Source organism: Intrasporangium sp. (genome assembly GCF_030452765.1).
Classification (GTDB): domain Bacteria; phylum Actinomycetota; class Actinomycetes; order Actinomycetales; family Dermatophilaceae; genus Intrasporangium_A.
In genome coordinates, this window is the sequence record NZ_JAKDLO010000066.1 from 1 (window position 1) to 21,114 (window position 21,114).

A 21,114-nucleotide genomic window follows, 5' to 3' on the forward strand; every position below is an offset into this window, starting at 1 on the left:
CCTGTCCTTGCCCAGGGCCAGCAGCAGTGTGGGCAGCCGAGGGCCCGTGTCCGTGCCGACGAGCAGTCGGTAGACGAGGACGAAGAAGGCTCGCTGCGCCTTCGACAGCTCCGGGTCCTTGACCTTCGCCGCGGGGTCGATCCCCCGCTGGATCTTCGGCACGGCATAGACCAGATGGGTCAGACGGTCCAGCGACCAGTGCGTGTCGAGCCCGTCGACGAGCAGTCGGAGGGACTCGCGCTGCTGGTCGTCGAGCTCGCCGAGTCGGGCCCGGTCGGCGGCGCTGCGCACGACCGTCCGGTCCTGCTCGGGGACATAGCCGAGCATCCACCGGCGGGCACAGTCGAGGCGTGGCCGGAGCTCGTCGACCGAGGTCACGGGCTCGTCCGGGTCGAGGTCGGTCAGGATCCGCACCGTCTGCGCGTCGTCGCCCTGGGTGATGTCGACGACCGACGCGATCGTCCGGAACGGCATCGGGTGCGGTGTCTCGGGCAGCACCCACGTCGCCGTCGACGTCGCCCGCAGGTGGGCCGCGAGGTCACCGGCCTGGGCCCTGCCCTCGCCGACCTTGCGGACGAGGGCGTCCCACTCGTCGTAGAGACGCTGCAGATCCTGGCCGAAGGAGATGTCGAAGCTCTGGTTCGGCTTGCGCCGGGCATAGAGCCAGCGCAGCACCTGCGGCTCCATGACCTCGAGGGCGTCGCTCGGGATCGGCACACCACCGCGGGACGAGCTCATCTTGGCCATCCCGGCGATCCCGACGAACGCATACATCGGCCCGATCGGGCGCTGCCACCCGAAGATCGGCGCGAGGTCCTTGCCGACGACGAACGAGGACCCCGGCGACTGGTGGTCGACACCGGACGGCTCGAACACGACGCGCTCGTAGCCCCAGCGCATCGGCCAGTCGACCTTCCAGACGAGCTTGCCGCTGCGGAAGCTCGCGAGGTCGACGGTCTCCTCGTGGCCGCACTTCGAGCAGCGGTAGGTGAGTGCGTGCGTCTCGTCCTCGTAGGTCGTCACCGTCGTGAAGTCGGTGTTGCACGAGGTGCAGTAGGGCCGATACGGGTAGTAGCCGGCGCTGCCCCCGCTGCCGTCGTCCTCGCTCGCCGCGCCCGAGCCCCGCTCGGCCTCGGTCTGGGCCTCCTGCTGCTCGGGGGTGAGCACGACGGGCCTGCCCGTCTTGCCGGGCCTGCCGGGCTTGCCTGCCTTGCCGAGCTGGTCTCCCGTGCCTGCCTGGTCCTTGGCCCGACCGGTCTCCCGCTGCTTCGCCTCGGCCGCAGCCTCGAGCGTTCGGTAGCGGCCGAGCACCTCGTCGATCGCGACCCGCTCGCGCATCGCGAGAAGCACCTGCTCGACGTAGGCGCCACTGGTGTACATCTCGGTCTGGCTGATCTCGCGGACCGCGATGCCCAGGTGCCCCATCGCCTCGACGAGCGGCGCCTTGTAGTGCTCCGCCCAGTTCACGTGCGGGGAGCCCGCGGGCGCGGGGACGGAGGTGAGCGGCATACCGATGTACTGCTCCCACGACGCGTCGATACCGGGCTGGCCGTGCGGGACTCGGCGGAAGCGGTCGTAGTCGTCCCAGGACAGGATGTGCTCGCAGGCCAGCCCGCGCCGTGCGATCTCGTCGGCGACCAGGTGCGGCGTGATGAGCTCGCGGAAGTTGCCGAGGTGGATGGGCCCTGACGGACTGATACCGGACGCGCAGACGATGACGCCCCCACTGAGCTCTCTGCGCTGCGCGTCGGCGATGACCTCGTCGGCGAGCCTGGTGACCCAGTCCTGTCCGACTACCTGCTCACTCATGGATTTCCTCATGACTCGCTCCGTGCCATGTCACCCGGCAACACACCGAGCAACGGACAACCTCGATGGTTGCAGCCGTCGAGGTTGTCGACTACTCGGCGTGTTGCGCCCGCTCGGGCCTGAGAGGGAAGCGCTCGATGATCTCGTCGCGTCCGGGGCCCACTCCGATGGCGGAGACCCGGGCGCCGACCAGCTGCTCGACTCGCAGGACGTAGGCCTGGGCGTTCGCGGGCAGGTTCTCGAAGCGACGGCACCCGGTGATGTCCTCGGTCCAGCCGTCGAGATGTTCGTAGATGGGCTGCGCATGGTGGAAGTCGGTCTGGTTCACCGGCATCTCGTCGTGCCGGACCCCGTCGACGTCGTAGGCGACACAGATCGGCACCTTGTCCAGGCCAGTAAGGATGTCGAGCTTGGTCATCACGAAGTCGGTGACGCCGTTGACCCGTGTCGCGTAGCGTCCGATGACGGTGTCGAGCCAACCGCAGCGGCGCGGTCGCCCGGTCGTCACGCCGTACTCGGCGCCCGTCTTGCGGAGGAACTCGCCCGACTCGTCGTGCAGCTCGGTGGGGAACGGGCCCTCCCCGACCCGCGTCGTATAGGCCTTGAGGATCGCGATGACCGAGTCGACCCGGGTCGGCGGGACTCCGGAGCCGGTGCAGGCGCCGCCCGAGGTGGCATTGCTCGAGGTGACGTATGGGTAGGTGCCGTGGTCGACGTCGAGCAGCGTCGCCTGGCCGGCCTCGAACAGGACGGTCTGGCCGCGGTCGAGCGCCTGCGTCAGGACGAGCGAGGTGTCGGCGACCATCGGCGCGAGCCGGTCGGCGTGCTCGAGCAGCTCGGTGACGACCTCGTCCACGTCGATGGACCTGCGGTTGTAGATCTTGACGAGCACCTGGTTCTTGAACTGCAGGGCGGCCTCGACCTTGTGGCGCAGGATCTTCTCGTCGTAGAGGTCCTGGATGCGGACGCCGGTGCGGTTCATCTTGTCGGCGTAGGTCGGGCCGATGCCCCGGCCGGTCGTGCCGATCCGGCGGCTGCCGAGGAACCGCTCGGTGACCTTGTCGAGCGTGCGGTTGTACGACGGGATGATGTGTGCGTTGGCCGAGACGAGCAGTCGGCTCGTGTCGACGCCCCGGGCATCGAGCCCGTCGAGCTCCTCGAAGAGGACGGCGAGATCGATGACGACACCGTTGCCGATGACGGGTATGCAGTTGGGCGAGAGGATGCCCGAGGGGAGCAGGTGCAGGGCGTACTTCTCGCGCTTGCCGTTCTGCTCGATGACGACCGTGTGACCCGCGTTGTTGCCACCGTTGAACTTCACGACGTAGTCGACGCTGCTGCCGAGCAGGTCGGTCGCCTTGCCCTTGCCCTCGTCGCCCCACTGCGCCCCGACGAGCACGATTGCCGGCATCAGTCCGCCCTCCCAGGGTAGTTGCGGCCCTCGCGGTCGGAGCCCCGGGCAAGGCTATCGGTTGGGCGGTGGGCTCCCGGCGGGGTGGCCACGTGATCGGTGGGGAATCACCCGGTGACGCGACGCATTCCGGCGGGCAGGTCGTCGAAGGTGCTGGACGGCAACTCGCCTTTGGGGAGCTTGACCGCGAGGACCGGGACTGGGCTGTCGAACAGCAGCCGCTGACTGAGGCTGCCCAGGATTGCCTTGCCGACTGGTGTCCGGCGCCTGACGCCGATGACGAGGCGCGTCGCCTGACGCGCGGCGATCTCGTCGATCACCGCGCCGGCGGAGTGCTCTTTGTCCTTGCCTCTGCGGTCGACGACGGAGACCGTGACAGCGTCGGTGTCCAGGTCGGTCACATCCACTTGTTCATGTCCGAGATTGACGACGACCAGGTCGGTGCCCAGCTGTCTGGCCTCGGCGACGGCCGCGACCAGTGCGAGGCGGCCTTCCCGGCTGTGGTTGACGGCGGCGATAATGGTCATGGTTGTGGTTGTCTCCTCACCGTAGCTGTTGGCATTCTGTCGTCTGGCCCCACCTTGCCGGGATCAGTTGCGGCCATAGAGGAAGCCTGCGAAGGGCAGTCGTCGCGGCAGCGATTTGTAGATCTCACCGGTAGTGAGTTCCTCCTCCAGCGCTTCCAGCGACCGGCCGCGGGTTTCGGGGACCTCGTGCCAGAGGAAGCCGAGCATGATGACCCCGAGCACCGCGAACACGAAGAACGTGCCGGTCCCGAGAGCGTCGAGCAGAGTCGGAACGTACAGCGCGAGGACGCCGTTGACGGTCCAGCCGAAGAACACCGAGGCGCCGATCGCCAGGCCGCGGATGGACAACGGGAAGATCTCTGCGAGCCACACCCATACGGCGATGTTGAGGAAGGACTGCATCGACAGCACGAACAGCGTGACCAGCGTCGCGACGATGTACGGGAACGCGGGGCTGTCATGCGGGAACACGAGTCCGGCGACGCCGACGAGGCAGTGGCAGGTTGTCGTGAGGAACAGACCGAGGAAGAACGTCTTACGACGGTCGAGCCGGTCCATGTTGCGCAGCGCGATCACCCCGCCAACCACGGCCGCCAAACCGAAGACAGTCGCCGCGGTCAATGCCTTCGACTCACTGAACCCGGACTGCTCCAGGACCCCGGGCACGCACGAAGGGGTGTCTATTCGGTGGCATCAGCGATGGGTCGGCACGTGGTGTACCGATGACCATGAGGCATCCTTGGGGCGCGGCGGTGCGGATTCGCGGATTCCTCGGAGAGGCTAGCAATGACCGACTCATCCGGCAAATGATCACAATGTGGATAGCGGGCGTGTCGGCAACCGGCGACGCTGCGGCTTGGCCCGCCTCGTTCACCCCGTCAGTCGGGCTCAGATTCTGCGGACACGCCAGTCGGCGCGCCGCAGAATGAGGCCGACGCCGTGGGCGCGGCACCCGTCGAGGCCGGGTCGGGCACGTCGCTCGCACACCCGGCCAGCACGGAACTGAGCACGACAACGAGCCCGACCTCAGCGGCATACTGCATCGCTCTGCGACGCAACGTCACGACGGACCCGCCTTCACTGCGCGGCGAACCGCACGGACAACCCGACGGCGTGCCATACCGGGCACTCGGTGGGCCAGGCCTGTCCACAGGCGCTGCAGTCAGCCGGCGCGGATCGCGGCGACCGTGTCGGCGAGTCCCTCGTCGAGCGGCCGGGCATGCCAGCCGAGGTCATGCTCCGCCTTCTGCCGGGTGCCGAGGTAGGAGGCGAGCGCGGACCGTAGCGTCTCGGGGTGGTAGAGCGGCGGCACCGGCACGACCTTGGACACCTGGGCCATGACCTTCTCGCCCGCACGCAGCAGCGCGGTCGGCACGAGCACCGGGCCCTTGGTGCCCGCGATCCGGGCGGTGCGCTCAAGCAGGTCGGCCAAGGTGCCGCGATCGCCGGCGAGCATGTACGACTCGCCCGGGACCCCGCGCTCCATGGCGAGGATGTGCCCGCGGGCGACATCAGAGACGTGCGCCCACACCAGCTCGCCCCCGCCGTTCGGCGCCTGCACGCGGCGACCCGCCACGACCTGTGCGATCAGCTCGCCGACCTGGGACGTGTCGCCCGGGCCGTAGATGCCGCCGGGCATGACGATGACGACCGGCAGCCCCGCGGCGGCGAACTCTCTGGCGACAGCGTGCGCCTCAGCCTTCGTGCGGTCGTACTCGGACAGATGCGGCCCGCTGTAGTGGTAGGTCTCGTCGAGGATCCGCCCGTTCGTGTCGGAGTTGACCGCAAGGGTGCTCGTGTAGACGACCTTCGGTGTGCCCGCCCGGCGTGCCGCCTCGAGCACGTGCCGGGTGCCCTCGACGTTGACCCGCTGGCCGGGCGTCGGGTCCCGCTGGCCGAGCTTGTACCACCCTGCGACGTGGAACAGCCCGTCGGCGCCATCCAGCAGCCGGTCGAGGGCGGTGCCGTCGTCGAGGTCGCCCGGCACGAGGTCGACCGCGAGGGCCTCGAGATCGGCGGCCTTGCCGGGTGAGCGGACGAGGGCGACGACCTCATGGCCGTCTGATACGAGCTGGCGGGCGAGCTCGCCGCCGACGAACCCGGTGGCTCCGGTCAGTGCATAGCGCATCCCCCATTGTGGTCCCGTGCGCTGTCGGTCAGCAGGGCGGCTGCCCGGCGGGACCCCTCAGGACTGCTCCGGAGCCGTCACCTGCCCCGCTCATCGGGCCAGATACCCGCCGTCGATGTAAAGCTCGGACCCGGTGACGAAGGCCGCGTCATCACTGGCGAGGTAGGCGACGCCCGCCGCGACGTCCTCCGGCCGGCCGAGGTGGCCCATCGGGGTCAACGCCGTCATCGCGTCCCAGAACCCGGTGCCCTTGGCCGAGTCGAGGATCGGTGTGTCGATGAAGCCGGGGTGGATCGAGTTGACCCGGATGACGGTGTCGGCCCAGTGCAGCGCCGCGTTCTTGGTCAGAGTGCGGACCGCCCCCTTGGCGGCGTGGTAGGCCGGGGAGGTCCCGAACCCCCCGCTCGTGCCGAAGATCGAGCTGATGTTGACGATCGAGGCGTGTCCGGACCTGCGCAGGTGTGGGGCGGCGACCTTCATGCCGAGGAAGACGCCCGTCTGGTCGATGGCGATCGTGTGGTTCCACTCGTCGAGGCTCGTGTCCTCGATCGCCTTCAGGTCACCCATTCCGGCGTTGTTGACGAGGATGTCGAGGCCCCCGAGCTGCTCGACGGCAGCGGCGCACGCCGCCTCCCAGTCGGCCTCGCTGGTGACGTCGTGTCGGACGAACTTGGCTGTGCCGCCTGCCGTGGAGATCTCCTTGACCACCACCTCACCCGGTTCGACCTGGACGTCGGTGACGAGCACGGCAGCGCCTTCGTCGGCGAGCCGGAGCGCCGTCGCCCTGCCGATCCCGCTCGCTGCACCGGTGACGAGCGCGACGCGCCCCTCGAGCCTGTTCATGTCCACTCCTTGGATTCGTTTCCTGCCGCGCGGGCGGCGCGACAGGGGGTGATGCCTCGACCCTGCGGTGCCGTCGTGCCATCCGGTAGGGACTGAGGTCCCGCCTGCCGAACGACACAGTATGTCGCTGTGCCGGGTCCCGCCGTCTCGTGGCCAAAGCAGAGCGAGCCACCACGCCAACCCACCGCAACTGCAGTTCTCGTGGCGCCGCACGGTGGCGCCCGCAGGGCTCGGGGCGAGGTGCCCCCGCAGGGTGGGCTCCCACGGCGGGTCTCGGTTCATGCGGCACACTCGTGCACGTGCGCGTCACCATCGTCGGCAACCCCGTCGGTGACCCGGCCGGGGTCGCCGTGACCGCAGTCGTGGCCGGTTGCCGGTCCCGGGGCTGGCAGCACGTCATCCTCGAGTGGACGACGATGGCCGAGCCGGGCGGCCCGCAGGCCCGCAAGGCCGTCGCGGACGGCGCCGAACTCGTCGTCGTGTGCGGGGGCGACGGCACGGTCCGAGAGGTCGCCGGCGCGCTGGCGGGCACGGACGTCGCGCTGGGGATCATCCCGCGCGGCACGGCGAACCTCTTTGCACGCAACCTGCGACTCCCACACCGCTCGCTGGCTCGCTCCATCGAGGTCGCCCTCGACGGGCAGGCGCACGAGGTGGACCTCGGGCGGGCCAGGTGGGGCGGCCCCGACCGCCCCGACGGCCAAGGCGCCTTCGTCGTCATGACCGGCGTCGGTCACGACGCCGACACGATCGAGCTCGTTCGGCCGGCCCTGAAGAAGCGCATCCAGTGGAGGGCCTACTTCGTGCCGGCGGTGGCCACGCTCGGCGAACCGCTGATCCCGATGCGGGTGCGGCTCGATGACGGCCCTGCCGAGGAACGGGCTCTGTGGTGCCTGCTCGCCGGCAGCGTCGGGCGGATCCCGCTCGGCATCGACATCCTGCCCGGAGCAACGGTCGATGACGGCCTAATCCACGTCGCCGCTGTCGGCCCGGCCCACGTCGTCGGCTGGGTGCCGATCGCCCTCAAGGGCCTGGTCCATTGGAAGGGCGACGTGCCGGGGCTCGAGTACCGCACGGCCAGGCTCGTCCGGGTCGAGACGCAGGAGCCGGTGACGATCCATGTCGACGGGGACGAGCATCCCGGGGTCGAGTGGCTCGAGGCGCGGATCGAGCCGCAGGCGCTGCACATCCACCTGCCGCCCACCCAGGGGGGGGCAACCGCTCAGTGAGCCACGGGGTCGTCGACGAGTGTCGAGGCCCAGTCCGGGACGTACTTCGAGACGGCGATCGGCGGACGCCGGTAACCCGTGCTCGGCAGCCGCTCGGGCAGCTTCACCTCGGGATGCCCGGCGGCTGAGTCGTCATACGGGAGCGACGAGAGCAGGTGGTGGATCATGTTGAGCCGAGCCTGCTTCTTCGAGTCGGACGCGACATGGTGCCACGGCGCCACCGGGGTGTCGGTGTGCACCATCATCTCGTCCTTGGCCCGGGAGAACTCCTCCCACCGGGTGATCGACTCGAGGTCGATCGGGGAGAGCTTCCACTGCCGCAGCGGGTCGTGCAGGCGCTTGTTGAACCGGGTCAGCTGCACGTCGTCGGACACCGAGAACCAGTACTTGCGCAGGTGGATCCCGTCGTCGACGAGCATCTGCTCGAAGATGGGGCACTGCCGCATGAAGAGCTGGTACTGCTCGCGCGTGCAGAAGCCCATGACCTTCTCGACGCCGGCGCGGTTGTACCAGGACCGGTCGAACATGACCATCTCGCCGACAGCAGGCAGGTGCTCGATGTAGCGCTGGAAGTACCACTGCGTCTTCTCCCGCTCGGTCGGAGCCGGCAGCGCCGCGATCCGGACCGCGCGAGGCGACAGGTACTCGGTGATCCGCTTGATCGTCCCACCCTTACCCGCCGCGTCGCGTCCCTCGAACACGACGACGACCCGCGCACCGGTGTCCTTGATCCACGTCTGGAGCTTGCCCAGCTCGCCTTGCAGCCGGTAGAGCTCGGCGGTGTAGATCTTGTCGGGGATCTTCGTGGTCCGAAAGCCCGTTGCCTCCGACTCGGTCTCGCCTCTCGACGCCATGCCGTCAGGCTAGTGGCTACCCTCGGCGTCGCGCGCCCTGCGGCATACCGACGGCGAGGTATGCCGCTGAGCGCGGTCGCACCCCGGCCGCTCGGCTCACGGTTTGCTACCGCAGTCAGAGTCCGAGCTCGCGGGCCGCCTGCGTCGAGCTGGCCCGGAGGAACTCGGTGCACCGGGCTTCCTCGTCGGACTCGCCGATCGCCCGGGCCGCCCGGGCCAGCGCCGCGAGCGCCCGCAACCAGCCACGGTTCGGCTCGTGCGACCACGGAACCGGACCCTGGCCGCGCCAGCCGGCCCGGCGCAGGGCGTCAAGGCCCCGGTGGTAGCCGGTCCGGGCGTAGGCATAGGCCTCGACGTCCCGGCCACCGTCGGCGAGCGCATCCTCGGCGAGGACCGCCCAGGCGAGCGAGGACTCCGGATGTCCCGCCGCCACCTGTGCCGGGTCGACGCCGGCCGCGAGCCGCTGGCCCGCCGGGTCCGGCGGGAGCCGTGTCTCGGGGATGCCGAGCAGGTCCGAGCTCACGAGATCCCCCAGCTGAGCGGCATACCGGAATCGCTTGTCACTGATGGGTGCCCGCCGCGCGGAGGTGCTCGCACGCCTCGACGACGCGGGCCGCCATGCCGGCCTCGGCCGCCTTGCCCCACGCGCGGGGGTCGTACTGCTTCTTGTTGCCGACCTCTCCGTCGATCTTGAGGACGCCGTGGTAGTTCGACAGCATCCAGTCTGCGACCGGCCGGGTGTAGGCGTACTGCGTGTCGGTGTCGACGTTCATCTTGATCACGCCGTAGTCGACCGCCGCCGAGATCTCCTCCTCGAGCGAGCCCGACCCGCCGTGGAAGACGAGGTCGAACGGCCGCGCGTCGTCCCCGAGCCCGAGCTGTTTGGCCGCGGCCTGCTGGGCCTGCAGGAGGATCTCCGGGCGCAGCTTGACGTTGCCCGGCTTGTAGACGCCGTGGACGTTGCCGAAGGTCAGGGCGGTCAGGTAGCGCCCCTTGTCCCCCGCGCCGAGGGCCTTGACCGTGGCGACCGCGTCGTCGGGCGTCGTGTAGAGCTTCTCGTTGATCTCGTGGGCGACCCCGTCCTCCTCACCGCCGACGACCCCGACCTCGATCTCGAGGATGACGCGCGCCGCGGCCGCCTTGGCGAGCAGCTCCTCGGCGATCTGGAGGTTCTCCTCGAGCGGCACGGCCGAGCCGTCCCACATGTGCGACTGGAAATAGGGAAGCCCGCCGTCTGGCCCCTTCGACCTGACCCGCTCGGTCGACGCCGCGAGCAGCGGCCGGACGAAGCCGTCGAGCTTGTCCTCGGGGCAGTGGTCGGTGTGCAACGCGATGTTGACGGGGTAGTTCTTGGCGACCTCGTGCGCGTAGGCGGCGAAGGCGAGCGAGCCGGTCACCATGTTCTTGACCGTCGGGCCGGAGAGGTACTCGGCGCCGCCGGTCGAGATCTGGATGATGCCGTCGGACCCGGCGTCGGCGAAGCCCTTGAGTGCGGCGTTGAGCGTCTGGCTGCTCGACACGTTGATGGCGGGGTACGCGAAGGACCCGGCCTTCGCGCGGTCGAGCATCTCGGCGTACACCTCGGGGGTGGCGATGGGCATTGCGGTCCTCCTGCGCGTGACGGGGGTGGTGGCTCCGCCTCGATCCTGCCATGTATGCCGCCCGGCGGGCACCGGCGCCCGAGCGCGCACCCGCTCGTGGAACCGGCCGGAGGTCAGATGACGAGGAGATCGTGCGGTCGGGTGTTGAACCGCTCGACGCCGGTGTCGGTCACTGCGACGATGTCCTCGATCCTGGCCCCCCACTCCCCCGGCAGGTAGACGCCGGGTTCGATGCTGAAGGTCATGCCGGGCTCGACCGGCAGGTCGTTGCCGGCCACGATGTAGGGCTCCTCGTGCACGTCGAGACCGATGCCGTGGCCGGTCCGGTGGATGAAGTACTGGTCGAGTCCGGCCTCACGAAGCACCGCTCGGGCCGCCTCGTCGATCGCCTCGCAGGTCACGCCGGGACGCACCACGTCGACGGCCGCCTGCTGGGCAGCCTGCAACGCGGCGTACACCGAGGCCACCTCGCTGCTGGGAGCAAGCCCAGCGGCATACGTCCTGGTGCTGTCGGAGTTGTAGCCGGAGAGCAGCGGACCGCCGATGTCGACGACGACGAGCTCGCCGCGCCCGATGACCCGGTCGGAGAGCGAGTGGTGCGGGCTCGCGGCGTTCGGACCGGAGCCGACGATGACGAATTCGGCCACCGCGTGGCCCTCCTGCACGATGGCGGCCGCGATGTCGGCACCGACCTCGGCCTCGGTGCGGCCGGGCCGCAGCCACTGCCCGACCCGCGCGTGGACCCGGTCGATGGCCGCGCCGGCGAGGCGCAGCTGCTCGAGCTCGGCGGGGTCCTTGCGCATCCGCAGGTCGCGCAGCACCGGCCCGGCGAGAACCTGGTGGGCGGCGCCCGCAGCCCGCAGCCGGAAGGCGTGCAGCACGGGGGTGAGGTCCGATACGGCGACCCGACCCGTGTCGGTGCCGGCGAGCGCGAGCTCGTACGGGTCCTCGCCGTCGACCCACGTCCGGACGTCGAGGCCCAGGTCGCCGAGCCCCAGCCCGGCCAGGCCGGCATACTCGAGGGCCGGCGCCACGAAGACCGGGGGTGCCCCGTCGGTCGGCACGACGAGGCAGGTGAGCCGCTCGAACGACGAGCCGCCCACGCCGAGCAGGTAGCGCAGGTCGGAGCCCGGGCTCACGACCACGGCGGAGACCCCCGCCCGGTCGGCGGCGGTCCTGAGCCGGGCCAGTCGGTCCTGCGCGAGAGCCGCATCGAGAGCGGCGGCCGAGGTTCCCATGGGCTGGACCCTACTGCGCCTCGGGGGCCTGGCGGCCTTGCGAGGACGAGCACCGTTTGCCACGATCCGCGTATGGAACAGGTGGTGCGGATCACGACGGGTCAGGTGCGCGGCGACCAGCACGAGCGGGTCAGCCGGTTCCTCGGCATCCCGTATGCCGCTCCTGCCATTGGGCACGCACGGTTCGAGGTGCCACGGCCGGCCCCTGCCTGGGACGGGGTGCGCGACGCGACGCGGCACGGCCCGACCGCGCTGCAGGCCCCGTACGCCGCACCGGTCGACACGCTGCTGCCGAGCTCGGTCGATGACGGCCCCGACTACCTCAACGTCGGCGTCTGGACCCCCGATCCCGGCGGGTCCGGGTTGCCGGTCATCGTGTGGTTCCCCGGGGGCGCCTTCGTCCGGGGGGCGAACTCCATTGCCACCTACGACGGCACGGCCTTCGCGCGCGACGGCGTGGTCATGGTCGGGGTGAACTACCGGCTCGGGGTCGCCGGCTTCCCGGTGCTGCCGGATGCGCCGACCAACCTCGGGATCCGCGACCAGATCCTCGCCCTGCAGTGGGTGCAGGAGAACGTCGCGGCCTTCGGTGGGGACCCGGGCAACGTGACGATCATGGGCGAGTCCGCGGGTGGGATGAGCGTGGCGACCCTCATGGCCGCCCCACCGGCCCGCGGCCTGTTCCGCAGGGCGATCGTGCAGAGCGGTGGCGGGTCGACGGTCGGCGACCCTGACGACCTGCGCAGGGTGGTCGAGGAGGTCGCCGCCAGGCTGGGCGTGCCCACCACTGCCGAGGCACTCGGCCAGGTGGCCCCCGAGGCCCTGCTGGAGGCGCAGACCGCTGTCGGCCTGGAGCTGGCGCTCGGCCCGGACCCGGCGCGGTGGGGCGCGACGACGATCCGTGCCGGCCTCGGGATCACCGGGTTCTTCCCGTGCGTGGACGGGGAGGTCGTCCTTGGTCCGCCTTCGGAGGTCATCACCGGGGGCTCCACGGTCCCGGTCCCCCTTCTGACCGGCACGACGGCCGAGGAGTTCCGCCTCTTCGTCGTGCCCACCGGAGTCGCCGCCGCGGTGACCCCCGAGGCGATGCCGCTCCTCGCTGCGCGCTACGGCTGGCCGGCGGAGCTCGTCGAACGCTACTCGGCGAACCGACCGGACGCGCCACCGGGCGACGTCGTCGCCGCGATCCTCACGGATGGCGCGTTCCGGCTGCCGACCGTCCAGCTCGCCGAGGCCGCCGGCGCCGCGGGCTCGACCGCCCACGTCTACGAGTTCGCTTGGCGCACCGACCTGGTGGCCGAGCTCGGCGCCTGCCATGCCCTCGAGCTGGGTTTCGTGTTCGACACCCTCGGCCGGGAGCCCGGACCGACCCTGGTCGGGCCGGGCGCGCCGCAGTCGCTCGCGACCGAGATGCACTCGGCGTGGGTGAGCTTCGCGTCGACCGGTGACCCCGGCTGGGCGGCATACACGCCTGATCGGCGAGCGGTGATGACGTTCGGCGTGCCGTCCGAGGTGGTCGTGGACCCGCGCGGCGACGAACGGCGGGCCTGGGCACCCCTGCTCGCCGGACGCAGCTGAGCCGGTGGCTACTCTTCGATGCGGAAGCCGAGCTTGAGCGTGACCTGGTAGTGCGCGACCCGGCCGTCGATGATGTGGCCACGGACGTGCTGCACCTCGAACCAGTCGAGGTTGCGCACGGTGGTGTTCGCGCGGGCGACGGCCCCCGCGATGGCGTCGTCGAGGGACGTGTCCGATGTCCCGACGATCTCGCTGATCCCGTACGTGTTGGCTGCCATGGGCCCATGCTCCCACGCCCGCCCGGCGCAGGTGTACTTGCGACAGAGCCTCCCCGATCCCACCCCTGATCTCATCGAAAGTGCAGCAGTTCTCATCGAGAGTGCGCGTGTCCTGATCGAGAGTTCACTTGTGCTGATCGAGAGTGCAGCAGTTCTCATCGAAAGTGCAGCAGTTCTCATCGAGAGTTCACTTGTGCTGATCGAGAGTGCGGTTTCGTTGCTCACGGCTGCTGGTCGAAGACGTGCCGTCGCACCCAGGCGTGCATCGCGATCGCGGCCGCGGCGCCGGCGTTGACCGATCTGGTCGACCCGAACTGCTCGATGTGCAGCACCACGTCGCACACGTGGCGCATCGGCTCGGAGAGCCCTGGCCCTTCCTGCCCGAAGACGAGCACGCAGCGTCGCGGCAGGTCGTAGGTCTCGATCGGCAGCGAGCCCGGCAGGTTGTCGATGCCCACGAGGGCCAGCCCCTCCTGCATCGCCCACGTCGCGAGCGACCCGGCGTCGGGATGGTGGTGCTCGTGCTGATAACGGTCAGTCACCATCGCCCCACGACGGTTCCAGCGACGCCTCCCGACGATGTGGAACGCATTGGCGCCCATGGCATTCGCGGTGCGGATCACCGAGCCGATGTTGAAGTCGTGACCCCAGTTCTCGACGGCGACATGGAAGTCGTGTCGTCGCGCGTCGAGGTCGGCGACGATCGCCTCGTGCCGCCAGTAGCGATACCGGTCTACGACGTTGCGTCGGTCACCCTCACGCAGCAGTTCGGGATCCCATGTGTCGCCCTCGGGCCAGGCGCCGGTCCACGGACCGACGCCGATGTCAGTATGCCGCTGAGCTGCCTCCTGCACTCGCTCGCGGGTCGCGGGCTGGTGAGTAGTGCACTCTCGATCCGAAGAAGTGCACTGTCGATGAGGACTGCTGCACTGTCGATGAGGACTGCTGCACTGTCGATGAGGACTGCTGCACTCTCGATTGGGAGGGGCGGTCATGAGACGAGCCGAGAGAGGAACTGGCGCGTGCGCGGCTCGCGCGGCGCAGCGAGTACCTCACTCGGGGGACCCTGCTCGAGGATCCGACCCGCGTCGAGGAAGCACACCGTGTCGGCGACGTCGCGGGCGAAGCCCATCTCGTGGGTCGACAGGATCATCGTCATCCCCTCCGCGCGCAGCTCACCGAGGAGCGCGAGGACCTCGCCGACGAGCTCCGGGTCGAGCGCCGAGGTCACCTCGTCGAGCAGGAGCAGCTCGGGCGAGTTGACCATGGCCCGGGCGATCGCCACGCGCTGCTGCTGGCCTCCGGACAGATCGTCCGGCCGGGAAGGCGCCTTGTCAGCCAACCCGACCCGGTCGAGCATCGCGAGCGCGGCACGCTCGGCGTCGGCGCGCGAGCGCCCGTGCACCCGTCGCGGCGCGAGGGTCACGTTGTCGAGGACCGTGAGATGCGGGAACAAGTTGTAGGCCTGGAAGACGATCCCGGTGCGCGCGCGCACCGCATCCGCATTCGCGCGCGGGTCGGTGATGTCCTGGCCGGCCAAGGTGATGACGCCGTCATCGACCTGTTCGAGCAGGTTGATGCACCGCAGCAGGGTCGACTTGCCCGAGCCCGATGCGCCGATGAGCACGACGCACTCCCCCGGTGCCACGTCGAGGTCGACACCATGCAGGACAACATTGCGCCCGAAGGACTTGCGCAGCCCGCGTACCCGAAGCAGAACCTCGTCCGGCTGCACTCTCGATGAGGTTTTCTGCACTCTCGACGAGGTTTCGTGCACTCTCGATGGGGTGGGGGCCGGGCTCTGGTCCTTGTTCCGGTCCTTGTTCTGGTCCGTCACAGCGTGCCTCCCGAGCCGTGCCAGCCCTGCCTCTTCGCGACATGGTCGGTGAACCGCGCCATCGGGATGGTCAGGCAGATGAACAGGAAGCCCGCGACGACGTAGGGCGTGTAGTTGAAGTCCGTCGCAGACTCGATCTGCGCCGCCCGGATCGCGTCGACGACACCGAGGACGGCGATGAGCCCGGAGTCCTTCTGCAGCGAGACGAGGTCGTTCATCAGCGGCGGCATGACCCGGCGCACCGCCTGGGGGACGACGACATGCCGCAGGGTCTGGCCGTGGCTGAGCCCGAGCGCGCGGGAGGCGGCCCGTTGGGACGGGTGGACCGACTCGATGCCGGCCCGGAACACCTCGGCGACGTACGCCGAGTACGACAGCGTGATCGCTACCCCGCCCCACAGGGCCAGCGAGCTGGGGACGTTCGGCAGCCGCAGCGCCGGCACCCCGAACCCGAGCAGGTAGATCACGAGCAGCAGCGGCAGCCCGCGGAACAGGTCGACGTAGGCGGTCGCGAAGAGCCGCAGCGGGAAGAAGATCGGCCCGCGCAGGGTCCGCATGATCGCCAGCGTCATCCCGATGATCGCGATCGCGATGCCACAGATCACCATGATCCGGATGTTGAGCCAGATCCCGGTCAGCACGGCCGGGAACGAGTCGACCGCCTTGTCCCAGCTGAAGAACGTCTCCTGGACCCGCGGCCAGCCCTCGGACCGGGTGACGAGCCAGCCGACGAGTGCACCGACGACGATCGTCGAGGTGGCCGACACGAGCGCCGACCGGGTCGTCCGGGCCCGCCGGTAGGCTCGCCGTTCGAGCTCTGTGGGAGAGGGACGCCACGGGTCGGTCAGGGACGCGCCGTCCGGGCGCAGCGGCATACCCGATGCTCTCGTCGTCACTTCAGCTCAGGTGCTCCCGCGTTGGTGAGCCACTGCTCCTGCAGCTTCTCGAGCGTGCCGTCCGCGCGGAGGGCGTCGACGGCCTTGGTCACGCACGGCGTGAGCGGGGAGTGCAGGTCGAGCACCGCGCCGAACTGCTCGGGCTGACCCACCATGGGCAGCTGACCCACGATGACGCCGTCGTCGAGCTGCGCCGCCACCATGTAGAACGCGGTCGGCACGTCGACGACGACCCCGTCGATCTGTTTGTTCTTCAGGGCCTGCACGGCCAGGTCGTTCGTGTCGAAGACCTTCGGGTCCTGGGTCGGCTCGATCTGGTCGACGATGGCCGTGTACGACGTCGTGCCGACCTGTGCCGCAAGCGCCGCGCCCTTGAGGTCGGCGATGGCGGTCTTGCCGTCGATCGGGCTGCCCTTGTAGGTGACGACGGCCTGGCGCACGTCGTAGTAGCCGGACGAGAAGTCGACCGCCTTGCGCCGCTGCTCCGAGATCGAGATCTGGTTGACGTCGAAGTCGAAGTTCTTCGGCGCCGGCGCGATGGCGTTGTTGAACGGCACGACCTGCCAGGTCACCTCGTCCTTGGGGAAGCCGAGCTTGTCTGCGATCGCGTAGGCGACGGCCGACTCGAAGCCCTTGCCGTTGCTCGGGTCGTTGTCGACGAACCACGGCTCGTAGGCCGGGCTGTCCGTGCCGACCGTCAGCTTGCCGGGCGTGACGAGCTTGAGTCCGTCCTTGCTGCACGAGGCCACGGTCTGGCCCGCGCCGTCCGTCGCCGAGCCGGGCGAAGGGGCGCTCGGGGACCCACATGCGCCGAGCGCGGCGACCCCCAGGGCGGCGATGGCGACGGCAAGACGACTGCGGGTCATGTGTGCTCCTGGGTGCGGCGGGAGGGTCCGGCGTCGAGTCTAGAACCAGAGGGTATGCTGCTCAGCCGCGTCCGCGGGGCACCCGTCCTTCCCGCGTGGCGAGGCTGCGCCGCACGCGCGGATTCTTCGTGACCCGCGCTTCGCACCTACCCTTGAGACCATGCACGCGCTCGCCACCCTCGGCCCTGACTGGATGGACCCTGCCTATCTCCTGCAGCAGTACGGGGGCGCGTTCTTCTGGATCTCCCTGGCCATCGTCTTCGTCGAGTGCGGGCTGCTCTTCCCGATCCTGCCCGGCGACTCGCTGCTGTTCGCGATGGGCCTGTTCATCGCGACCGGCCAGGTGCAGATGAACATCGGGGTGGCGATCCTGCTCCTCTGCCTCGCGGCGTTCCTCGGCAACGTCAGCGGCTACGAGATCGGCCGCGCCCTCGGGACCCCCCTCTATGAGCGTGACGGGCGGTTCGTCAACAAGAAGAACTTCGACAAGACCCGCGACTTCTTCGACCACCACGGCAACAAGGCGCTCGTCATCGGTCGTTTCGTGCCGATCGTGCGCACCTACATCACCGTCGTCGCCGGCGTCTCGAGGATGGACCGGAGGCGGTTCTTCACATGGAGCGCGGTGGGCGCGGTCGCCTGGGTGGTGGGCGTCATCCTGCTCGGCTTCCTGCTCGGCCAGGCGTTCCCGGCCCTGCAACACAACATCGAGGCGATCATCCTGCTCATCGTCGCCTTCTCGGTGATCCCGATGGCGTTCGAGTGGTGGCGGCACAAGAAGAAGGCCGCCGCGCTCGCGGCCGAGCTCGGCGAAGCAGCGGCGGACATCGCCGACCACCGCTCGAGCGGCCACTGAGCCACCCGAACACCCTCGTGCGGCTCAGCTGGTCAGTCGTTCGGCGACGTGCGGTCGACGTTGGGGTTCGGCAGGGGCTGCCCCGGCGCATCCTCGTGACCGGACGTCACGAGCGGATCGGACCCGCCCGCGCGCCACGGCACGTCCTGCCCGGCGATGCTGCCGGGCTGGGTCGAGGGACCAGCCACGCCCCCGGCGACGGTCGAGGGGCCGGCGACTGCACCGGGTGCGGTCAACGGCCCGACCGCACCGGCAGGACCGCCGGCGGTTCCGGCGCCGCCCGTGCCGAAGCTGACGTTCGGGGCGACGGCCTCGGCGGCTGGGGTCTCGAAGTACTCGGCCCGCTTGATGCCCGTCATGTCCGCGACGAACTTCGAGGGCACCGACTCGACCTTCGTGTTGAGGTCGCGAACGAGCGCGTTGTAGTAGCGGCGCGAGCTCGCGATGCGGTCCTCGGTGCTCGTCAACTCCCTCTGCAGGGCGAGGAAGTTCTCGTTCGCCTTGAGCTCCGGGTAGGCCTCGGAGACCATGATGAGACGGCCCAGCGCCTGGCTCAGCTCGCCCTCGGCCTGCGCAGCCTGGGCCGGAGACTGGCCACCGGCCATGGCGGCTGACCGGGCGCGCATGACGTCCTCGAGCGTGCCGCGTTCGTGCTGGGCGTAGCCCTGGACGGTCTCGACAAGGTTGGGGATGAGGTCGTGACGGCGCTTCAGCTCGACGTCGATCTGACGCCACCCCTCCTCGACCTTGTTGCGTTGACCGATGAGGCCGTTGTAGCTGCTGACGGCCCAGATGGCGATCAGCGCGATGACGCCAAGGATGATCCAGACGGCGATCATGGTGCTCCTCCGGTGAGTTGTCCAAACCATCGTAGGGTGCCACTCCTACGCCTCGGAGGCTTCCGAGGTCTCTGGGTGGCGCGCCCCCGTACGGTGGCGTCATGCCATCAGGATCGATGGGATCGATGGAGGCGCCGCAGATCCCCGCACAGAATCGCGTCACCCCGCTGGGCGAGGTCGTCGCGGCGGCAGGTCGGTGCGCCTGGATGGGCAACCGTGGACGGCTGCACGAGGGCTCCGGGTCCCGGGTGGTCCTGCGTCACCACCAGTCGCGGGCCTGGATCACCTGTGTCCTCTCGTTCCACGGCCGCGACGCCGAGCAGTGGGATCCGCACCACTACACGCCGCTCTTCTTCCTCGACGAAGCGGTCGCCTTCGCTGCCGGGCATCGGCCGTGCGCGGAGTGCCGCCGCGCTGCGTATCGCGAGTTCGCCGCAGCGACGGCGCGGCTTCTCCGTGTCACCCGCCTCGGTGCCCCCGAGCTCGACCGACACCTGCACGAGGAGCGCTGGGACCCGCCTCGCCGGACCCGACGCCTCCATCGGGTGCCCTGGTCTGAGCTGCCGAACGGGTCCTTCGTCCGGCTCGAGGTCGGTCCGGCTCTCGTGCAAGCCGACCACGTGACGCTGTGGCGCCCGGACAACACCTACGGCGACCGCCTCGAGCGGCCCCGGTTGGGCCTGGCGACGGTGATCACGCCGCCGTCGACCTTGGCAGTTCTCCGCAGCGGCTATGCGGTCCACATCGGTGACCACGCGACGCCGTCGCTCGCTGTGACCGACCCCGTCAGCCCCACACGGTCATCGCCCGGGCTACGGGCTGATGCGGTCGCCCCCTGGCCGGGTACGACTCCATCCAAGGAATCGAACGCTGCCGAGACTTTGAGTTCAGGAGAAGAGTATGGCGCACGCTGGTGAGTCGATCCGGGAATGGCTGACTCACCCATCGACGATTGTCGCGGTCGCCCTGCTCGTGCTCGGGCTCCTGGTCGTGGGCCTCGAGGTCCAGTCACCGAACTGGGTCTACTACGCCGGCGAGCAGGTAACCGGCACCGTCGAGGGCGGGATCGTCTACTACACGGTGGGCGGGGAGGACTATACCAAGGACGACACGCGAGCCACGCAGTCCCCGGACGGTACGAAGGTCACTGTCTACTACTGGGCGGACCATCCAGAGACCGCGCAGCTGGATGGGCCGGTCCGCTGGATCGAGGGGGTGGTGATGCTCATCTGGTTCGTGGCTGCGGGGCTTCTGCTCGTGGTATCCGCTGCCCGACGCTCACGGAGGGCACGTCACCGCCCGCCTCAGACGCAGCACGGGTACTGGTAGCGAACACTGGTAGCGAACGCAGCAGGCGGCCGGGCCGGGTGTGTCTCGTCGGCGACACCGTGCAGGATGAGTGACTGCTTGGTCGAGGGCAGCGGGCTCGGCACGGGCCTGCTGCAGGTTGTCTTCGCTCGAATCGTCGAACTGTCGGAGGCCATCGGCTGCCGGGGCCACAGGCCGATCCCCGTACGCGCGGTCGGCCAGGTTTGGAGAGGCGGGAGCCGCCAGGCGCAGCTCGCACGGCTGCTCGGGGCGCGCGACGTCGCTGTCGAGCCGCTGACCGACGCCGCGGCGGATCGTTCTGCGGCGCTGGTTCACTCGTCGGGCTCGGCGATGTTCACGATCCCGGAGGCTCCCCTGCGCAAACGCTCATCCGTGGTGAGCAGGGTCGCGTCGAGCGACACCGCCAGCGCCACGTACAGGGCGTCGCGAACCGCGATACGGTCCGTCAGCGCCCACGCCGCCGACAACAGTGGCGGCAGCGGCCATCGCTTGGCACCGAGAGTTCCGAGCGCCCGGACGCGCTGCGCCCCATGGGTCAACTGGCCGGCACGCTTGAGGCGACCGAGCGCCGAGAGGACCTCCGCATCGAGGTGGGCGGGCGCCGCAACCGCATCAACCGCAGCAAGGTGGCCGCGGAACGGATCAGCGGCGGGCAGGCCACAGATCAGGTCGACGACCATCGCGGCGTCGACGACAGCGATGGTCAACGGCCCACCATCGCGTCATCCTCGGCGCGCGCAGCGGTGACAAGCTCCGCGCCGGATGGTGTGGCCACATGGTTCGGACCGAGCTCGTGCAGATGTTCGAGCCACTGCTCCATGGACGGAACGGCCACGTGATCCGTCAGAACCTCACGCAAGTAGGCGCGGAGGCTCTTGTCCTCGGCGGCGGCGCGACGAGTGAGCTCCGCATGGACCTCGGCCGGCAAGTCCCTGATCAACACGTCCATGTGGTCACGATATCACTTTGATAGTCACCTCGGGATGCACTGATCCCGCACGGCCTCGCTCGTTCCTCGCTCGGGTCCTCACGACCTACGCCAGGCCATGCCTTCG

At 69.6% G+C, this 21,114-nt stretch carries 23 protein-coding genes; 5 read left to right on the plus strand and 18 right to left on the minus strand.

The features are described from left to right. The 6 genes from lysS to L0H79_RS10160 all read right to left on the minus strand — a co-directional run. A partial coding sequence (gene lysS, locus L0H79_RS10135; protein ID WP_301484480.1) for a lysine--tRNA ligase occupies nt 1-1,809 on the minus strand: 1,809 nt, incomplete at its 3' end. Between the two features lie 91 nt (nt 1,810-1,900). Beyond that, nucleotides 1,901-3,220: an adenylosuccinate synthase gene (locus tag L0H79_RS10140; RefSeq protein ID WP_301484481.1), complete on the minus strand. Its 1,320-nt coding sequence runs from the start codon at nt 3,218-3,220 to the stop codon at nt 1,901-1,903. Nucleotides 3,221-3,327: 107 nt separating this feature from the next. Then, a complete protein-coding gene (locus L0H79_RS10145) occupies nt 3,328-3,747 on the minus strand; it encodes a universal stress protein (RefSeq protein WP_301484482.1) in 420 nt (139 codons plus the stop codon). A 63-nt stretch (nt 3,748-3,810) separates the two neighbouring features. After that, a complete protein-coding gene (locus L0H79_RS10150; RefSeq protein ID WP_301484483.1) occupies nt 3,811-4,413 on the minus strand; it encodes an MFS transporter in 603 nt (200 codons plus the stop codon). A 496-nt stretch (nt 4,414-4,909) separates the two neighbouring features. Next, entirely contained in the window at nt 4,910-5,875 is a 966-nt protein-coding gene (locus L0H79_RS10155) for an NAD-dependent epimerase/dehydratase family protein (protein ID WP_301484484.1), read from the minus strand. A gap of 90 nt (nt 5,876-5,965) precedes the next feature. Beyond that, the gene (locus L0H79_RS10160; RefSeq protein ID WP_301484485.1) at nt 5,966-6,718 is read right to left on the minus strand and encodes an SDR family NAD(P)-dependent oxidoreductase; all 753 of its coding nucleotides are present in this window, start codon (nt 6,716-6,718) and stop codon (nt 5,966-5,968) included. A gap of 299 nt (nt 6,719-7,017) precedes the next feature. Between L0H79_RS10160 and L0H79_RS10165 the strand changes: the two genes are divergently transcribed. After that, nucleotides 7,018-7,947 (plus strand): diacylglycerol kinase family protein, encoded by a 930-nt coding sequence (locus L0H79_RS10165; protein ID WP_301484486.1) that lies wholly within the window; start codon nt 7,018-7,020, stop codon nt 7,945-7,947. Here L0H79_RS10165 and ppk2 read toward each other — a convergent pair. The 4 genes from ppk2 to L0H79_RS10185 form a co-directional block, all read right to left on the minus strand. Continuing rightward, nucleotides 7,941-8,801, minus strand: a complete 861-nt coding sequence (gene ppk2 / locus L0H79_RS10170) for a polyphosphate kinase 2 (RefSeq protein WP_301484487.1) — start codon at nt 8,799-8,801, stop codon at nt 7,941-7,943. The two genes, L0H79_RS10165 and ppk2, sit on opposite strands and share 7 nt — an antisense overlap. Nucleotides 8,802-8,916: 115 nt before the next feature. Beyond that, the gene (locus L0H79_RS10175) at nt 8,917-9,324 is read right to left on the minus strand and encodes a DUF3151 domain-containing protein (protein ID WP_301484488.1); all 408 of its coding nucleotides are present in this window, start codon (nt 9,322-9,324) and stop codon (nt 8,917-8,919) included. A 37-nt stretch (nt 9,325-9,361) separates the two neighbouring features. Further along, complete coding sequence (fbaA, locus tag L0H79_RS10180; RefSeq protein WP_301484489.1) at nt 9,362-10,402, minus strand: class II fructose-bisphosphate aldolase; 1,041 nt, start codon at nt 10,400-10,402, stop codon at nt 9,362-9,364. 113 nt (nt 10,403-10,515) lie between these two features. Beyond that, a complete protein-coding gene (locus L0H79_RS10185; RefSeq protein ID WP_301484490.1) occupies nt 10,516-11,640 on the minus strand; it encodes a Xaa-Pro peptidase family protein in 1,125 nt (374 codons plus the stop codon). A gap of 72 nt (nt 11,641-11,712) precedes the next feature. Between L0H79_RS10185 and L0H79_RS10190 the strand changes: the two genes are divergently transcribed. Further along, complete coding sequence (locus tag L0H79_RS10190; RefSeq protein ID WP_301484491.1) at nt 11,713-13,218, plus strand: carboxylesterase/lipase family protein; 1,506 nt, start codon at nt 11,713-11,715, stop codon at nt 13,216-13,218. A gap of 8 nt (nt 13,219-13,226) precedes the next feature. On the opposite strand, the gene L0H79_RS10195 is transcribed toward L0H79_RS10190, so the two are convergent. From L0H79_RS10195 to L0H79_RS10215, 5 genes are all read right to left on the minus strand, one after another. Next, nucleotides 13,227-13,436: a dodecin gene (locus L0H79_RS10195; RefSeq protein WP_301484492.1), complete on the minus strand. Its 210-nt coding sequence runs from the start codon at nt 13,434-13,436 to the stop codon at nt 13,227-13,229. A 221-nt stretch (nt 13,437-13,657) separates the two neighbouring features. Continuing rightward, the gene (locus tag L0H79_RS10200; protein ID WP_301484493.1) at nt 13,658-14,290 is read right to left on the minus strand and encodes a TrmH family RNA methyltransferase; all 633 of its coding nucleotides are present in this window, start codon (nt 14,288-14,290) and stop codon (nt 13,658-13,660) included. A 137-nt stretch (nt 14,291-14,427) separates the two neighbouring features. Beyond that, nucleotides 14,428-15,171, minus strand: a complete 744-nt coding sequence (locus tag L0H79_RS10205; protein WP_301484494.1) for an amino acid ABC transporter ATP-binding protein — start codon at nt 15,169-15,171, stop codon at nt 14,428-14,430. A gap of 98 nt (nt 15,172-15,269) precedes the next feature. Beyond that, nucleotides 15,270-16,148, minus strand: coding sequence for an amino acid ABC transporter permease (locus L0H79_RS10210; protein WP_301484495.1), 879 nt, complete (start codon nt 16,146-16,148; stop codon nt 15,270-15,272). 17 nt (nt 16,149-16,165) lie between these two features. Continuing rightward, nucleotides 16,166-17,035, minus strand: a complete 870-nt coding sequence (locus L0H79_RS10215) for an ABC transporter substrate-binding protein (protein ID WP_301484496.1) — start codon at nt 17,033-17,035, stop codon at nt 16,166-16,168. 160 nt (nt 17,036-17,195) lie between these two features. On the opposite strand from L0H79_RS10215, the gene L0H79_RS10220 reads away from it, so the two are divergent. Beyond that, the gene (locus tag L0H79_RS10220; RefSeq protein ID WP_301484497.1) at nt 17,196-17,891 is read left to right on the plus strand and encodes a DedA family protein; all 696 of its coding nucleotides are present in this window, start codon (nt 17,196-17,198) and stop codon (nt 17,889-17,891) included. Nucleotides 17,892-17,923: 32 nt separating this feature from the next. Here the strand turns inward: L0H79_RS10220 and L0H79_RS10225 are convergent, their stop codons facing one another. Next, nucleotides 17,924-18,730: a LemA family protein gene (locus L0H79_RS10225; protein ID WP_301484498.1), complete on the minus strand. Its 807-nt coding sequence runs from the start codon at nt 18,728-18,730 to the stop codon at nt 17,924-17,926. 101 nt (nt 18,731-18,831) lie between these two features. Here L0H79_RS10225 and L0H79_RS10230 point away from each other — a divergent pair, with 101 nt between their 5' ends. Both L0H79_RS10230 and L0H79_RS10235 read left to right on the plus strand, forming a co-directional pair. Beyond that, on the plus strand, nt 18,832-19,647 hold the full coding sequence (locus L0H79_RS10230) for a hypothetical protein (RefSeq protein ID WP_301484499.1): 816 nt from the start codon (nt 18,832-18,834) through the stop codon (nt 19,645-19,647). Beyond that, nucleotides 19,631-20,059, plus strand: coding sequence for a hypothetical protein (locus tag L0H79_RS10235; RefSeq protein WP_301484500.1), 429 nt, complete (start codon nt 19,631-19,633; stop codon nt 20,057-20,059). The genes L0H79_RS10230 and L0H79_RS10235 overlap by 17 nt, the downstream gene beginning before the upstream one ends. Before the next feature lie 311 nt (nt 20,060-20,370). On the opposite strand, the gene L0H79_RS10240 is transcribed toward L0H79_RS10235, so the two are convergent. Both L0H79_RS10240 and L0H79_RS10245 read right to left on the minus strand, forming a co-directional pair. Further along, nucleotides 20,371-20,766 (minus strand): type II toxin-antitoxin system VapC family toxin, encoded by a 396-nt coding sequence (locus tag L0H79_RS10240; protein ID WP_301484501.1) that lies wholly within the window; start codon nt 20,764-20,766, stop codon nt 20,371-20,373. After that, nucleotides 20,763-21,008: a hypothetical protein gene (locus tag L0H79_RS10245; protein ID WP_301484502.1), complete on the minus strand. Its 246-nt coding sequence runs from the start codon at nt 21,006-21,008 to the stop codon at nt 20,763-20,765. The genes L0H79_RS10240 and L0H79_RS10245 overlap by 4 nt, the downstream gene beginning before the upstream one ends. Nucleotides 21,009-21,114 lie beyond the last annotated feature (106 nt).

Coding starts and splice junctions, on each gene's coding strand:
- L0H79_RS10155 (WP_301484484.1), bottom strand. CDS start 5,875: ATGCGCTATGCACTGACCGGAGCCACCGGGTTCGTCGGCGGCGAGCTC.
- L0H79_RS10140 (WP_301484481.1), bottom strand. CDS start 3,220: ATGCCGGCAATCGTGCTCGTCGGGGCGCAGTGGGGCGACGAGGGCAAG.
- L0H79_RS10185 (WP_301484490.1), bottom strand. CDS start 11,640: ATGGGAACCTCGGCCGCCGCTCTCGATGCGGCTCTCGCGCAGGACCGA.
- fbaA (WP_301484489.1), bottom strand. CDS start 10,402: ATGCCCATCGCCACCCCCGAGGTGTACGCCGAGATGCTCGACCGCGCG.
- L0H79_RS10215 (WP_301484496.1), bottom strand. CDS start 17,035: ATGACCCGCAGTCGTCTTGCCGTCGCCATCGCCGCCCTGGGGGTCGCC.
- L0H79_RS10210 (WP_301484495.1), bottom strand. CDS start 16,148: ATGCCGCTGCGCCCGGACGGCGCGTCCCTGACCGACCCGTGGCGTCCC.
- L0H79_RS10195 (WP_301484492.1), bottom strand. CDS start 13,436: ATGGCAGCCAACACGTACGGGATCAGCGAGATCGTCGGGACATCGGAC.
- L0H79_RS10220 (WP_301484497.1), top strand. CDS start 17,196: ATGCACGCGCTCGCCACCCTCGGCCCTGACTGGATGGACCCTGCCTAT.
- L0H79_RS10225 (WP_301484498.1), bottom strand. CDS start 18,730: ATGATCGCCGTCTGGATCATCCTTGGCGTCATCGCGCTGATCGCCATC.
- L0H79_RS10235 (WP_301484500.1), top strand. CDS start 19,631: ATGGCGCACGCTGGTGAGTCGATCCGGGAATGGCTGACTCACCCATCG.
- L0H79_RS10145 (WP_301484482.1), bottom strand. CDS start 3,747: ATGACCATTATCGCCGCCGTCAACCACAGCCGGGAAGGCCGCCTCGCA.
- L0H79_RS10245 (WP_301484502.1), bottom strand. CDS start 21,008: ATGGACGTGTTGATCAGGGACTTGCCGGCCGAGGTCCATGCGGAGCTC.
- L0H79_RS10190 (WP_301484491.1), top strand. CDS start 11,713: ATGGAACAGGTGGTGCGGATCACGACGGGTCAGGTGCGCGGCGACCAG.
- ppk2 (WP_301484487.1), bottom strand. CDS start 8,801: ATGGCGTCGAGAGGCGAGACCGAGTCGGAGGCAACGGGCTTTCGGACC.
- L0H79_RS10230 (WP_301484499.1), top strand. CDS start 18,832: ATGCCATCAGGATCGATGGGATCGATGGAGGCGCCGCAGATCCCCGCA.
- L0H79_RS10160 (WP_301484485.1), bottom strand. CDS start 6,718: ATGAACAGGCTCGAGGGGCGCGTCGCGCTCGTCACCGGTGCAGCGAGC.